Below are 12,898 nucleotides of genomic sequence, written 5' to 3' on the forward strand. Positions count from 1 at the left end.
CTCGACGGACATTGTCCAACTCATGGCACATGGCCCGCACATGCCAGGCCGGATCAAAGCTGCGGTCAGTTCCCTGGTGCAGCGTGCCAAACACACGCCAAACGAAGGGAAAGAAATTGTCCCGGCAAACCTCGCGAGCGGCTTGCACGACGTTTTTTGGATCAGGAGTCGTCATCTTCCGCCTCCTCGTTTTCCAGATCACCGTCACCGTCCAGTTGGCTGGAAAAGAAATCCCGGAGGATGTCGTAGTCGACAGCGTCGGGCTCAACCGTACGGACGCTTTCTTGCGCGTCCAATTCACTTGCGTTGAACAGATCTGTGTCCAGCTTAAGCAGCGCCATCAACAATTTCGTGTCGCCCTTCAACGCGCCTGCCGTGAACCGCTTGGCAATTGCCTCAGCCTTGGAAATCCGGATTTCGTGGCTGCCTTCGCGAACCGTAATCTTGGTTTCCAATTCACGTTTCAAGCTGGCATTCACCCCCTTGGCACCTTTCGGCCGCCCTTTCGGATTGCCGGATCGGCCTTTTTTGAATTGGGTCGCTTTGGGCGGTTTGCCGTAGCCGACCTCATACTCTTTCGTATCGTCAGACATGACCCACCTCCTGTTCTGAAGTGGTATCGTTGGCCGCAAAACGCGCATCGAACGTCTGGCCTGTTACCGCGTGCACGGCGCTATCACCGGTCATCTCCTGCCAACGGCGGATGGCCACATCGACATAAGCCGGGTCGAGCTCAATAAGCCGCGCTTGGCGCCCGGTTTTCTCAGCTGCCAGCAGAGTCGCGCCGGACCCGCCAAAGGCGTCCAGCACGACATCGCCGCGGTGGCTCACATCCATGATGGCATCTGCAACCAGAGCTGTCGGCTTCACCGTGGGATGATCCGCGAGATCCGCCTCGCGCCCTGCCCCAAAGCTGTTCACACCGGCGTAATCCCAGACGTTGGTCCGGTTGCGCCCGTGTTTGCCCAGCTCGACGTTGTTGATGTGCGGCGCACCAGGCTTCTTGAAAATGCAAATCAGCTCATGCTTTGAGCGATAAAGGCTGCCCATGCCTCCGTTCGTCTTGTTCCAGACGCAGAGATTGATGAGGTCCAATCCAGCTGCTTTGCCCGCCGTAATCAGTTCTTCGATATGACGCCAGTCCATGCAGATCATCGCGATGCCTCCGTTCGGCAGGCAGTCAAACAACTGCGTGATCGCGCCTGAAAGAAAGCCGCGGAACTCGCTATCCGTCATTTCTCCCGACGCCATGGCAAACTCGCGGTGTTCGGCGCTATTGCCGAACCGCACATGCCCATTGACAGGCACGTTGTAAGGCGGATCGGTGAAGACTATCTGCGGGGTCTCGCCTTCCAGCAAGGTGTCGTAGCTCTGGGCTTGAAGGGCGTCCCCGCAGAAAATGCGATGATCTCCGAGAACCCAGAGGTCGCCCGGCTCCGTGACTACGGGTGCCGCAGGGTCCGGCGTCTCAACAGTTTCCGCTACAGATACCGTCACCTCACCGACGCTGTCGATAATGATGTCGATCTCCGGTGTTTCGAACCCTGTGATGTCCAGATCAAAGTTCAACTCGCCATCAAGGCTGAGGTCCATCAGCTCGGCAAATTCGATCTGCAACGCCGCTTCATTCCAGTCCGACAATTCCGCCAGCTTATTGTCCGCAATGCGCAGAGCGCGCACTTCCGCTTCTGACAAATGATCCGCGACAACAGTCGGTACGGAATTCAACCCCAGGGCCTTAGCGGCCTCATAGCGGCCATGACCCGCGATGATTGTGCCCGAACCATCCAACAGGATCGGAGTGACAAAGCCAAACTGGGCCACCGATGCTTTCAGTTTGTCGACATTCTTGGCCGCGTGCACGCGGTTGTTGTTGGCGTAGGGCTTGATCTGGATGATCTGGGATTGGATAACTTTTTCGGCCATCCAGATAGGCGTATTGGACGCCCGAACGTCGCTGTGTGTGTTTTTGGCAGGCATAACCGCCTCCTTTTGCGTGACGCCGCGCGGACGTCGAGATGGAGGGATCGCGCTGGAAAATCGGAGAGAGCACAAATCGCAACTCCCCGGACCAATCGATCCGAGACGTTGCTCCTTTGAATGCTCTCTGCGGAAACCTGTGTTTCCAATGAGTGCTGCCTGCGGGAGCAGTTTCCCGCCCTGATAGTCCGGGCGATTAGGTCGAATGTAGGTGCCATCAATACGAGACGCAACCCCCCAAACTAAAAGTAACCAATTAAGATTGTTGACGAATAATCGGGGGTACGCCAGCAACGCCCTTCAAAACACACGCCTCAAGTAATCGCTTCAGAAAGAGCTGGACTGTTGCCGTCAACCACGCATCACTGAACCCACGCCCGAGCCATTCGGGCGCTCCTCGGTACCGGGGTTCGGCATCTAGCCAGCCCCAAATCAGAGGAGACAATACATGTCCAAGCGGAAGCAAACCAAAATTGACAAAGTGCAACACTTGTTGCGCCGCCCGAGCGGCGCCAGCCTTGAGGCGCTCTGCAAAGCAACGGGATGGCAGCCTCATTCGGTCCGAGCAGCTCTAAGCGGTCTGCGGAAAAAAGGCGTCACAATTGAACGGCGGACATCCGACAAACCAAATGGACCATCCACATATCATCTGGCGGCGGGAACTGGAGAAGCGTCATGACCAAGACGAGCGATGTCGCCGATCTCGCCGCCATGGGTCGATCGGATCTGGTCACGCTTTGGCAGCAACTGTTTGATCAACCCGCCCCCGCCATGCTCAGCCAACCCTTTCTGCGCCGCTTTATCGCCTTTGAGATGCAGTCCCGCCGTCATGGCAGGCTACCCCGCCAGGTCAAAGCCACGCTGGAAAAGGGCTCTGGGAAGAAACCCCGGCCTACATGCCCTGCCCTAAAACCCGGCGGGCGCCTGCTACGCGAGTGGAATAGTGTGACCCATGTAGTCGACGTTACAGAAGACGGCTTCACTTGGAACGGTCGGTCCTATCGCTCACTCTCGGCCATCGCCCGAGAGATTACCGGCGCGCATTGGTCAGGGCCGCGTTTCTTTGGGCTCACCGGCAAGGCGGCCAAATGAGCCCGCGCCGTAAAATCCGATGCGCCATCTACACGCGCAAGTCCTCAGAAGATGGTCTGGATCAGGACTTCAATTCGCTGGATGCGCAATATGAGGCCTGCGCGGCCTATGTCGCAAGCCAGCGACATGAAGGCTGGACCCTGTTGTCCGGGCGCTACGATGACGGTGGCCTGTCGGGCGGCACCCTAGAGCGACCCGCCCTTCAGCGCCTTCTTGAAGAGATCGATGCCGGGCGTATTGACATGGTGGTGGTCTACAAGATTGACCGGCTGACCCGGTCGCTTGCCGACTTCTCTAAGCTGGTCGACCGGCTGGAACAGGCAAACTGTTCTTTTGTGTCCGTCACGCAGGCCTTCAATACCTCATCTTCCATGGGCCGGTTAACGCTGAATGTGCTGTTGTCCTTTGCTCAGTTTGAACGGGAAGTCACCGCCGAACGTATTCGCGACAAGATTGCAGCGTCGAAGAAGAAGGGGCTTTGGATGGGTGGCAACCTGCCTCTGGGCTATGATCGCCACCCCGATCCGAAGGCAAGAACGCTGGTGGTGAATGAAGAGGAGGCCAGAACGGTCCGGCATCTCTTTGGGCTTTATGACGAGCTTGGTTGCCTGCGCAAAGTAGAAGAACGGGCAACGGCAGAAGACCTGCGGTCAAAACGGGTTGTTCGGACAGATGGCAGTGTGAAGGGGGATTGTCCGCTGTCACGGGGTCAAATCTATTACCTGCTGCGCAATCCGGTCTATCTCGGAAAAATCCGCCACAAGGATAAGATCTGGGACGGACAACATCCGGCGATCATCGATCAGGACATCTGGGACCGGGTGCAGGAAAAAATGCGACAGGCCTCCAACCGCTCGCGGGCACGCGGCGACTCCGATGCGCGCCAACACTCCACTGACCCCGGGGCCTGGCTCACCGGTCTGCTGTATGACGAAACTGGTGATCGGTTGACGCCGACCCACACCACGCGCAAAGGCCGACGGTTGCGCTACTATATCTCCAATCGACTGATCTCAGGCGGCAAGGATATCTCTGGCTGGCGACTGCCCGGCCCAGCGCTGGAAAACGCGGTCATTGATGTCATCGTCAGACATTTGCAAGACGCCGCCGCGGCGCACCAAGTACTGGCGCAGCCGGAGGCCGGGTCAGCCGAGGCAGTTCAGACTTCAGTTGCGGATTTAGTAACCCGGCTTCTAGGCCATGGCTGTCAGATCGGCGCTGCTCTTCTGGCCAAAGGCAGACTTGCACGAGGACAGATCGACCTCGAATTTAACCCCAAAACTCTGGCAAGCGCACTTGGCATCGCGGCCGATCATCTGCACCCGGATCTCACCCACGTCACCGCATCTTTCGATCTGTGCCGCCGCGGCGTCGAGGCCAAGGTCATCGCCGGAGACATGGCACCCCAACCTGATCCCCACCTCCGGTCCATGCTGATCCGCGCCCATGGCTGGGCCCGTGATCTGAAGGCCGGAGTTCAACTGATGGAGATTGCCCGCCGCGAAAGCGTCCCTGACGCCTTCATCCGCACCCGTGCTCAGCTCGCCTTTCTCTCACCAAAGATTCAAACGGCGATTCTCGACGGGAGCCAGCCGCCCGAACTCACACTCAAGCGTCTGGTCAGCGTGACCCACCCACTTGAATGGTCCGAACAGGAACGCCTGTTCGGCTTCTGACATCTCCAGCTCCTGCGTCCCTGATACAGACTTCGCCCTCCCTGATCCGGCGGAACAATTCCCTGTTCGCACGAGGAAATTCCCTGTTCCACCTTTTAGGGAATTTGCAACATAAACCTCTGAGAAACATACAGTTCTGATAGAAGAAATGACGGAAGTCAGTCCCGGTTTGCGAATATTCCCTGTAAATTGCAGGTTATCAGGGAAATCCAGCCCAAAGCGACCCCGCTAAAATGCGACACTGAGACTCGCGCCTGAATTGTCCTCTGAATGTACGGTTTGCTTCGTCTCTGATTGAAAGCGCATGCGCCAACGCGCGGGAATTGCGTAACAATTCCGGATCAGAAAATACAACTGAAGTGAGACAGGTATGAGTGGCGGGGAGACAGGGATTCGAACCCTGGGGACGCTCTCACGCCCAACGGTTTTCAAGACCGCCGCATTCGACCACTCTGCCACCTCCCCGGCGCAGGCAGCGGTCTAGGACGAACATCGGTTGGTGGCAAGTCCAAAAGAGGGATTTCTTGCCGAAGCCGGACCCGCGGTCTTTCCTTGAAACAACCCGCAGGTTATGATTTGCGCAATGACTGCAGGAGGCCGGCAAAAGAACCGGTCGAACCGCGGTTGGGGCCAGCCACGCAAGGGCCCTACAGGCAAGGGATAACACAATATGAAGCGAGCGACAGAGACACGCTTTGGACCGCGGCCGTTGGCGGTGCTGGTTGTTGCATTGACTGCGCTGACGGGATGCGACGAAACTTTGAACGCAGGCAAGTCTTCCTCTGAGGCAGCCAGTGACGATGGGCAGACCCAAAGCAACACCACGGAACTGTTCCCCGAAGTCGCCAGCGGCTCTCAGCGCGATATTGAAGCGCCGGACGTCTTCGAAGTGACCGAGGCCGGGCTATGGGATGGGCGTCCCTCGTTGGGTGGCATCTGGGTGGCGCACCCCAGCGCATCTCAGCCCGAGCGGGTCGCCATCAAGAACACAAGCAACAACAAAACCGTGACGGGCGCCTTGTTCCGCCGGGAACGAAACCTGCCCGGGCCAGCCATTCAGGTGTCCTCGGCAGCGGCTGAAAAACTGGGAATGCTTGCCGGCGCTCCTGCCCGTCTGCAGGTGGTTGCACTCCGCCGTGAAACGGTCGAGCCGGAGCCTGCGCCGGAACCCGAAGCAGCCACGACCGAAGAAACTGCAGACGCCGCCGAAGCAACCGCAGCCGAAGAAACCACAACGGCCGGGCCCGACGAAAAGGTCGAAGAAAAGCCGGCCAAGCGGAAATGGTGGCAGAAAAAGACACCTGAAAACACCGGTGCCATGGTCGCCGGTGCTGCCGCGGCCGGAGCGGCAGCAAGCGCAGCGGCCGAAGAAACTGCGCCCGCGATTGAGGAAGCGGCAGATGCGTCCGCGACCGCTGCATTGACGGATCCGGTTGTCGCACCGCCGCCCGCCCCGAAGAAACGCAAGTGGTGGCAGAAGAAAGATCCCAATGAAATTACCGAGACGCCGTTGGACCCGATCGCAGGTGCCGCGGCCGCCATTGACGCATCCGAGCCAACTCCGGTTGCTGCGGCCAGTGCCACAGCCGCATCGTCGAACCTGACCAAACCCTATGTTCAGATCGGAACGTTCGGAGTTGAAGCGAACGCGAAGGCCGCCGCCGAAAAGGTCCGCACGAACGGATTGGCGGCCGAAGTTCTGGAACTGGAGTCGGCAGGCAAGTCGGTCTGGCGTGTACTGGTCGGCCCTGCCACGACGCGCACCGAACGCAAAGCGATCCTCGGAGATATGAAAGACCTGGGCTTTACCGATGCCTTTATCGTGAAGAACTGAACAGGAGGGTCCAATGCTGACCTCACTCAAATCGGCTGTTCTGGCCGCGGGCCTTGCCCTGCTGGCCCTGCCGGTTCACGCCTTCGACACGTCCGCGCGCGCGGCTTATGTGATCGATCAGACGACAGGCACTGTGCTTTTGTCGAAGAATGCCGATGAACCGCTTCCACCGGCATCGATGTCCAAGCTGATGACGCTCTACGTGGCTTTCGAAGCCCTGCGCGACGGTCGACTGACGCTGGATGAAACGCTTCCGGTCTCGGAACATGCCATGAGCTATGGCGGCTCGACCATGTTCCTGAACACGCAGGACCGGGTCCGGGTCGAGGACCTGCTGCGGGGCATCATCGTCCTGTCCGGCAACGACGCCTGTGTTGTGATCGCCGAAGCGCTCAGCCCGGACGGCACCGAGGCCGGCTTTGCGCGCTACATGACCCAACGCGCCAGGCAGATGGGCATGAACCACTCGAACTTCACCAACTCGAACGGCTGGCCTGCTGCAGGTCACATGATGTCGGTGCATGATCTGGCCGTGCTGGCCGACAGGCTGATCACCGATTTTCCCGAATACTATCCGCTGTTTGCCGAGGAAACCTTCGAATTCGACGGCCGTGCCCCGTCGAACGTGAACAACCGCAATCCGCTGCTGAAACTGGATATCGGTGCCGATGGCCTGAAGACCGGCCACACGCAAGAGGCGGGCTATGGCCTTGTCGGTTCGGCCAAGCAAGGCGATCGCCGGGTGGTCTTCGTTCTTTCCGGGCTCGACAGCATCTCTCGCCGGGCAGAGGAGGCTGAGGCCGTGGTTAACTGGTCGTTTCGAAATTTTATCGAGAGGACAGTTGCCAACGCCGAAACGCCGATAGCACAGGCCAAAGTGTGGATGGGCGCGCAAAAGACGGTTGGGCTTGTGCCCGGCGGTGACCTCACCCTTCTGTTTCCCGTTCTGGGCGATCAGAACGTGCAGGCCGAAGTCGTGTATCAAGGCCCGATCAACGCTCCGATCGCCAAGGGCCAACAACTGGCCGAACTTGTGATACAACCCGAAGGTTTGCCCGAAATCCGGCGCCCCCTTGTCGCGGCCGAGGATGTGGCGATGGGCGGGTTTTTGGTGCGGCTGATGACCGTGGGCGGCATCGTCCTGAAAGACATGATCAATACCCCACTGGAGTCGATGTGAGCCCGCGCGGTCTGTTCCTGACATTCGAGGGGATCGACGGTTCGGGCAAGTCCACGCAGGCCCGCAGGCTGGCAGAAAGCCTCGAGGCGGTCGGACATGACGTTGTTCTGACGCGCGAGCCGGGCGGTTCGCCCGGGGCCGAGGAAATTCGCCGTCTGGTCCTGGAAGGCGATCCCGACAGGTGGTCGGCGGAAACCGAAATTCTTCTGTTCACGGCCGCACGGCGCGATCATTTGGAACGCACGATCGAACCGGCCTTGAATGCCGGTAAGATCGTAATTTGCGATAGGTTCGCCGACAGCACCCGAATGTATCAGGGCCTGTCGCGCGGAGATCTGCGCGCGCTGGTGGACCAACTCCACGGCCTGATGATCGGCCGCGAGCCCGATCTGACCTTGCTGATCGATATGGATCCGGAAATCGGGCTCTCCCGCGCCAAAGGCCGGCAAGGCACCGAAGAACGGTTCGAGGATTTTGGCCCGGCCCTTCAAAAACGCATGCGCTCGGGTTTCCTAGCGCTGGCGGACGAGTTCAAAGACCGGTTCCGTGTGATCGATGGCAATCGCGACGTGGACAGCGTGGCCGTGGATGTGAGAGAAACCGTCCTGAAGGTTCTGCGGTAATTCACGAATGAGCGACGACACACCCACACCGGACCAGGCGCCCGGCGCGCTTCACCCGCGCGAAACACACAGGCTGTTTGGACAGGATGCGGCCGAGCAAGCCTTCCTGACCGCCTTTGCGTCTGATCGGCTGCATCACGCGTGGCTTCTGACCGGCCCTCGCGGCGTGGGCAAAGCCACGCTGGCATGGCGCATCGCGCGGTTTCTGCTGGCCACGCCGCTGCAGCAGGATGACGGGCTGTTCGGCGCGCCCGAAGCTCCGACGACACTCGACATCGCGCCGGACCACCCGGTTGCAGCGCGAATGCTGGCGGGGGCCGAACCCGGTCTGGCCGCGATCACCAGATCCCTGAATGATCAGGGCCGCCTGCGCAACGAGATCGTTGTCGATGACATCCGAAAACTGGGGCGCTTCTTCGGCCTAAGTTCAGCGGACGGCGGGCGCCGCGTGGTTGTCGTGGATGCGGCGGACGAAATGAATGTCAGCGCCGCAAACGCGTTGTTGAAAATGCTCGAAGAGCCCCCTGCCCGCACGACACTGCTTCTGGTATCGCATCAGCCGTCACGGCTGTTGCCGACGATCCGCTCGCGTTGCCGTACCCTGCGACTGTCACCGCTGTCGCCGGAGGATATGAAATCGGCGCTGGCACAGACCGGCGCCGAGTTGCCTCCGCAATCCGATCACCTCGCGGCTTTGGCCGCCGGTTCCGTAGGCGACGCGGTACGGCTGATCAATCTGGGCGGAATGGAGATCTATGCCGAGCTGATCCAGATACTTGGCACCCTGCCCCGCCTCGACCGCCAGCGCGCGCTGGCTTTGGCCGAAGCGGCCGCGCAGCGCGGAGCAGCCGAGCGCTATGACCTGCTTTTGAATCTGATTGACATCGCCCTTTCTCGCCTTGCTCTGACAGGTGCGACCGGCGCGCCTCCGCAGCCAGAAGCTGCGCCAAACGAAGCCGAAGTGCTGTTGCGCCTGTCATCCTCGCGCCCCCAAGCCTTGGGCTGGGCCGAGGCCGCATCCATCATCACGGCCCGTGCGCGGCACGGGCAGGCGGTGAACCTTGACCCTGTCGCCGTCGTCCTAGATACGGTGTTCAAGATTCAGGAAACCGCCGGTCCGAGCAGATGAGCGACACGCCCCAACCTCCCGCAATCACTGACAGCCATTGCCATCTGGATTTCCCGGATTTCGAGGGCCAGCTGGACGCAATCATCGCTCGTGCGGCCGAAGCGGGCGTGACACGCATGGTGACGATCTGCACGCGTCTGCGCAATGAACCGACCGTGCGCGCGATCGCCGAAACATATGCCCCGGTTTTCTACGCTGCCGGCACCCACCCCATGAGCGCGTCCGAAGAGCCGCTGGCAAGTGTCGACGAACTTGTCGAATTGTCCCGACATCCGAAATTTGTCGGCATCGGCGAAACCGGGCTGGACTATCACTACACCGCCGACAGCGCCGAAATCCAAAAACGCTCGTTGCGGGTTCACATTCAGGCCGCCCAGAGTACAGGCTTGCCGCTGATCATTCACGCCCGTGCAGCGGACGAAGACATGGCGACGATCCTGCAGGACGAGTTTCGGAACGCACCTTACTCCTGTGTGATGCATTGCTTCTCGTCCTCGGCCGAACTGGCACGGGCGGCGTTGGATTTGGGGTTCTACCTCTCCATGTCCGGCATCGCGGCCTTTCCAAAAAGCCAAGAGCTGAGGGATATCTTTGCGGCAGCGCCTGTCGATCGAATTCTGGTAGAGACCGACGCGCCATATCTGGCCCCGCCGCCCCACCGGGGCAAGCGAAACGAGCCCGGCTATACCGCTTTCACCGCCCGGGTCGGCGCCGAGCTGTTTGGCATGGACTACCCGGACTTTGCCGCGCAGACCCAAGAGAACTTTGATCGACTGTTTGCGAAGGCGGCCGCCTACCCGGTTGCCGCATGAGCATGCTGCGGTTCACCATCCTGGGCTGTGGCTCCTCTGGCGGTGTCCCCCGGTTGGGTGGGCATTGGGGAGATTGTGACCCGCAAAATCCGCGCAATATCCGCCGCCGATGCTCGATGCTGGTTGAACGGGACGGGCCGGACGGCACGACCTCGGTATTGATCGACACGACCCCGGACATGCGCAGCCAACTGCTGGACACCGGAACCGGACGCCTCGACGCCGTTATCTACACACACTCGCATGCCGATCATGTCCACGGCATCGATGACCTGCGCATGATCGTTTTCAACATGCGCGCGCGGGTACCCGTTTGGGCGGATGGCGACACGCAAAACGCATTGCTGGGGCGGTTCGGCTACGCGTTCATTCAACCCGAAGGCTCGCCCTATCCACCGATCCTCGACCTGAAGACTATTGACGGCCCGTTCGAGATAGACGGTCCGGGAGGATCAATCCCGTTTCGCCCGTTCAAGGTGAACCACGGATCGATCGATGCGCTTGGTTTTCGTATGAACAACTTGGCCTATCTGCCTGATGTTGCGGAAATCTACGATGATGCCTGGCCCGAGCTTCAGGGATTGGACTGCCTCGTGATTGACGCGCTGCGCCGGAACCCGCATCCGACCCATGCCCACCTGGAAAAGACCCTTGGCTGGATCGAACAGCTAAAGCCTGCTCGGGCGGTTCTGACCAATATGCACATCGATCTGGACTATGCAGTCGTCGATGCCGAGACCCCGGACTATGTCGAGCCTGCCTATGACGGCTTGGTGATCCGGCAACCATTGTAGGACATCGGATTGCACGCGCTTCCCCCAGCTCTGACCGAACTGCCTGGATTGAGGTCGTGACATGTTGCAAAGCCTGATCGACGTCATCCTTCCGGTTTTTCTTGTGATTGGGGCCGGCTATGTCTCGACGCTGACGGGTTACTTCAAAGAAGTGCATATCGACGGGCTGATGAAGTTCACGCAGGGGTTCGCAATCCCCTGCCTGCTGTTTCTGGCCATCGCCCATCTGGACCTGAGCGCCAGCTTTGACCCGCGCCTTCTGGGCAGTTTCTATACCGCCGCAGCTCTGTGTTTCCTTGCGGGGGTTTTCGGCGCTCGCCTGATATTCAAGCGCGAATGGGAAGACTGCGTCGCGATCGGGTTCTGCTGCCTGTTTTCGAACTCGGTCCTGCTGGGCCTGCCAATCACCGAACGCGCCTATGGTCCCGACAACCTGACCGGAAACTATGCGATCATCGCGTTCCACTCGCCGTTCTGCTACTGCGTCGGTATTACCGTGATGGAGGTTATCCGCAACCGAGGCAATGGCGGTATGCGCATGGCCCGGTCGGTGCTTTCGGCAATGTTCAAGAACGCGCTGATCCTGGGTATTGCTCTGGGCTTCATCGTCAATCTCACGGGTGTCGGTATTCCGGCTGTGGCAGACGAGGCCCTGAGCCTGGTGACCCGCGCAGCATTGCCCGGTGCCCTATTCGCCCTGGGCGGAGTTCTGGTCAAATACAAGCCCGAAGGTGACCTGCGGACAATCGGCTATGTTTGCTGCGTTTCACTTGTTCTGCATCCAAGCCTGGTTTGGTTGTTCGGTACAGCGACCGCCCTGCCGCAAGATCTTTTCCGCTCGGGCGTTCTGAACGCGGCGATGGCGCCCGGTTTCAACGCCTACATTTTCGCCAATATGTACGGCCGGGCCAAACGAGTTGCCGCCTCTTCGGTATTGATCGGCACAGGCGTGTCCATTCTTACGGTATGGATGTGGTTGACGTTACTCGGGTAAAGACGAATTGACTTTGCGGGAGGGCGCCACACCTATCCCGAAACAGAATAAGGAAGCCCAAGCATGCCGACTGCTGTCATCGTAGCGCATGGCCAACCCTCCGACCCAGACCCGGCCGAGGCATCCCTGGCCAGACTGGCCACTCGGATCGATCAACTGACGGATAGAGTCACAGTCAGATCGGCGACCCTCGCCGCGCCAGGCGCGTTGGAAAAAGTCCTTGATGACATTCCGGACGGCAGCGCGATTTATCCGTTGTTCATGGCGAAAGGGTGGTTTGTGACTTCTGCGCTTCCCAAACGCCTTGAAGGGCGTGCAGTACGGCAACTCGACCCGCTGGGCGTCGATCCACAGCTACCCAACCTGGTGGCGCACGCCCTGCGACCTTTGATCGACGAGCAAGGTTGGAGCACCACGTCGACGGATCTGCTGATTGCCGCACACGGCTCAGGCCGCAGCCGCAACCCGGCAGCCGTCACCCACGAATTCGCTGACCGTTTGGCCGGGCTGATATCACTGAAGTCAATCCGCTGCGGATTCGTCGAAGAAGCCCCATCGATCAGTGACGCTGCGAAAATGACCGGGGACCATGCGATCTGCCTGCCGTTCTTTGCCTGCACCGGGGGCCACGTGTTGGATGATATTCCCGCCGAGCTGGGCAAGGCCGCATTTCGCGGCCCGGTGCTGCCTGTGGTCGGCGAGTTGGATGAAATCCAGTCGCATATCGCGCGGACATTGGACGGGGCTTTCGCTGCTTAGCCAAGCAGCCAGCCTATCGACGCAC

The 12,898-nt window shown here is 59.8% G+C and carries 13 protein-coding genes and 1 tRNA gene; 11 read left to right on the top strand and 3 right to left on the bottom strand.

What is annotated here, in order from left to right:
* Positions 1-161: 161 nt before the first annotated feature.
* Positions 162-593: a DUF5681 domain-containing protein gene (locus AC2FNL_RS12335; protein WP_093964947.1), complete on the bottom strand. Its 432-nt coding sequence runs from the start codon at positions 591-593 to the stop codon at positions 162-164.
* Positions 586-1,980 carry a site-specific DNA-methyltransferase gene (locus tag AC2FNL_RS12340; RefSeq protein WP_496833832.1) on the bottom strand — a complete coding sequence of 465 codons (1,395 nt, stop codon included), beginning with the start codon at positions 1,978-1,980 and terminating at the stop codon, positions 586-588. The genes AC2FNL_RS12335 and AC2FNL_RS12340 overlap by 8 nt, the downstream gene beginning before the upstream one ends.
* Before the next feature lie 448 nt (positions 1,981-2,428).
* Here AC2FNL_RS12340 and AC2FNL_RS12345 point away from each other — a divergent pair, with 448 nt between their 5' ends.
* From AC2FNL_RS12345 to AC2FNL_RS12355, 3 genes are read left to right on the top strand one after another with little or no spacing between them, the layout of a single operon-like run.
* Positions 2,429-2,659: a DUF3489 domain-containing protein gene (locus AC2FNL_RS12345; protein WP_093964945.1), complete on the top strand. Its 231-nt coding sequence runs from the start codon at positions 2,429-2,431 to the stop codon at positions 2,657-2,659.
* Positions 2,656-3,072 (top strand): DUF2924 domain-containing protein, encoded by a 417-nt coding sequence (locus tag AC2FNL_RS12350; protein WP_093964944.1) that lies wholly within the window; start codon positions 2,656-2,658, stop codon positions 3,070-3,072. The genes AC2FNL_RS12345 and AC2FNL_RS12350 overlap by 4 nt, the downstream gene beginning before the upstream one ends.
* Complete coding sequence (locus AC2FNL_RS12355; RefSeq protein ID WP_170371476.1) at positions 3,069-4,748, top strand: recombinase family protein; 1,680 nt, start codon at positions 3,069-3,071, stop codon at positions 4,746-4,748. Before AC2FNL_RS12350 ends, AC2FNL_RS12355 begins: the two co-directional genes overlap by 4 nt.
* 375 nt (positions 4,749-5,123) lie before the next feature.
* On the opposite strand, the gene AC2FNL_RS12360 is transcribed toward AC2FNL_RS12355, so the two are convergent.
* A tRNA-Ser gene (locus AC2FNL_RS12360) sits at positions 5,124-5,213 on the bottom strand.
* A gap of 205 nt (positions 5,214-5,418) precedes the next feature.
* On the opposite strand from AC2FNL_RS12360, the gene AC2FNL_RS12365 reads away from it, so the two are divergent.
* The 8 genes from AC2FNL_RS12365 (at position 5,419) to AC2FNL_RS12400 (ending at position 12,873) form a co-directional block, all read left to right on the top strand.
* Positions 5,419-6,582, top strand: coding sequence for an SPOR domain-containing protein (locus tag AC2FNL_RS12365; protein WP_496833833.1), 1,164 nt, complete (start codon positions 5,419-5,421; stop codon positions 6,580-6,582).
* A gap of 13 nt (positions 6,583-6,595) precedes the next feature.
* The gene (locus AC2FNL_RS12370; protein ID WP_170341060.1) at positions 6,596-7,762 is read left to right on the top strand and encodes a D-alanyl-D-alanine carboxypeptidase family protein; all 1,167 of its coding nucleotides are present in this window, start codon (positions 6,596-6,598) and stop codon (positions 7,760-7,762) included.
* Positions 7,759-8,385 (top strand): dTMP kinase, encoded by a 627-nt coding sequence (tmk, locus tag AC2FNL_RS12375; RefSeq protein WP_496833834.1) that lies wholly within the window; start codon positions 7,759-7,761, stop codon positions 8,383-8,385. Before AC2FNL_RS12370 ends, tmk begins: the two co-directional genes overlap by 4 nt.
* 7 nt (positions 8,386-8,392) lie before the next feature.
* Entirely contained in the window at positions 8,393-9,514 is a 1,122-nt protein-coding gene (locus tag AC2FNL_RS12380; RefSeq protein WP_496833835.1) for a DNA polymerase III subunit delta', read from the top strand.
* The gene (locus tag AC2FNL_RS12385) at positions 9,511-10,326 is read left to right on the top strand and encodes a TatD family hydrolase (protein WP_496833836.1); all 816 of its coding nucleotides are present in this window, start codon (positions 9,511-9,513) and stop codon (positions 10,324-10,326) included. The genes AC2FNL_RS12380 and AC2FNL_RS12385 overlap by 4 nt, the downstream gene beginning before the upstream one ends.
* Positions 10,323-11,120, top strand: coding sequence for an MBL fold metallo-hydrolase (locus AC2FNL_RS12390; RefSeq protein ID WP_496833837.1), 798 nt, complete (start codon positions 10,323-10,325; stop codon positions 11,118-11,120). Before AC2FNL_RS12385 ends, AC2FNL_RS12390 begins: the two co-directional genes overlap by 4 nt.
* Before the next feature lie 61 nt (positions 11,121-11,181).
* Positions 11,182-12,114: an AEC family transporter gene (locus AC2FNL_RS12395; RefSeq protein WP_170341050.1), complete on the top strand. Its 933-nt coding sequence runs from the start codon at positions 11,182-11,184 to the stop codon at positions 12,112-12,114.
* A gap of 63 nt (positions 12,115-12,177) precedes the next feature.
* On the top strand, positions 12,178-12,873 hold the full coding sequence (locus AC2FNL_RS12400) for a CbiX/SirB N-terminal domain-containing protein (protein WP_496833838.1): 696 nt from the start codon (positions 12,178-12,180) through the stop codon (positions 12,871-12,873).
* Positions 12,874-12,898 lie beyond the last annotated feature (25 nt).

This window comes from Ruegeria sp. CRTD044, assembly GCF_059613485.1.

Excerpts from the sequence above, each read along its gene's own strand:
- AC2FNL_RS12370 (WP_170341060.1), top strand. The coding sequence starts at position 6,596 with ATGCTGACCTCACTCAAATCGGCTGTTCTGGCCGCGGGCCTTGCCCTG.
- AC2FNL_RS12355 (WP_170371476.1), top strand. The coding sequence starts at position 3,069 with ATGAGCCCGCGCCGTAAAATCCGATGCGCCATCTACACGCGCAAGTCC.
- AC2FNL_RS12335 (WP_093964947.1), bottom strand. The coding sequence starts at position 593 with ATGTCTGACGATACGAAAGAGTATGAGGTCGGCTACGGCAAACCGCCC.
- AC2FNL_RS12340 (WP_496833832.1), bottom strand. The coding sequence starts at position 1,980 with ATGCCTGCCAAAAACACACACAGCGACGTTCGGGCGTCCAATACGCCT.
- AC2FNL_RS12385 (WP_496833836.1), top strand. The coding sequence starts at position 9,511 with ATGAGCGACACGCCCCAACCTCCCGCAATCACTGACAGCCATTGCCAT.
- AC2FNL_RS12345 (WP_093964945.1), top strand. The coding sequence starts at position 2,429 with ATGTCCAAGCGGAAGCAAACCAAAATTGACAAAGTGCAACACTTGTTG.
- AC2FNL_RS12350 (WP_093964944.1), top strand. The coding sequence starts at position 2,656 with ATGACCAAGACGAGCGATGTCGCCGATCTCGCCGCCATGGGTCGATCG.
- AC2FNL_RS12365 (WP_496833833.1), top strand. The coding sequence starts at position 5,419 with ATGAAGCGAGCGACAGAGACACGCTTTGGACCGCGGCCGTTGGCGGTG.
- AC2FNL_RS12395 (WP_170341050.1), top strand. The coding sequence starts at position 11,182 with ATGTTGCAAAGCCTGATCGACGTCATCCTTCCGGTTTTTCTTGTGATT.
- AC2FNL_RS12390 (WP_496833837.1), top strand. The coding sequence starts at position 10,323 with ATGAGCATGCTGCGGTTCACCATCCTGGGCTGTGGCTCCTCTGGCGGT.
- AC2FNL_RS12380 (WP_496833835.1), top strand. The coding sequence starts at position 8,393 with ATGAGCGACGACACACCCACACCGGACCAGGCGCCCGGCGCGCTTCAC.
- AC2FNL_RS12400 (WP_496833838.1), top strand. The coding sequence starts at position 12,178 with ATGCCGACTGCTGTCATCGTAGCGCATGGCCAACCCTCCGACCCAGAC.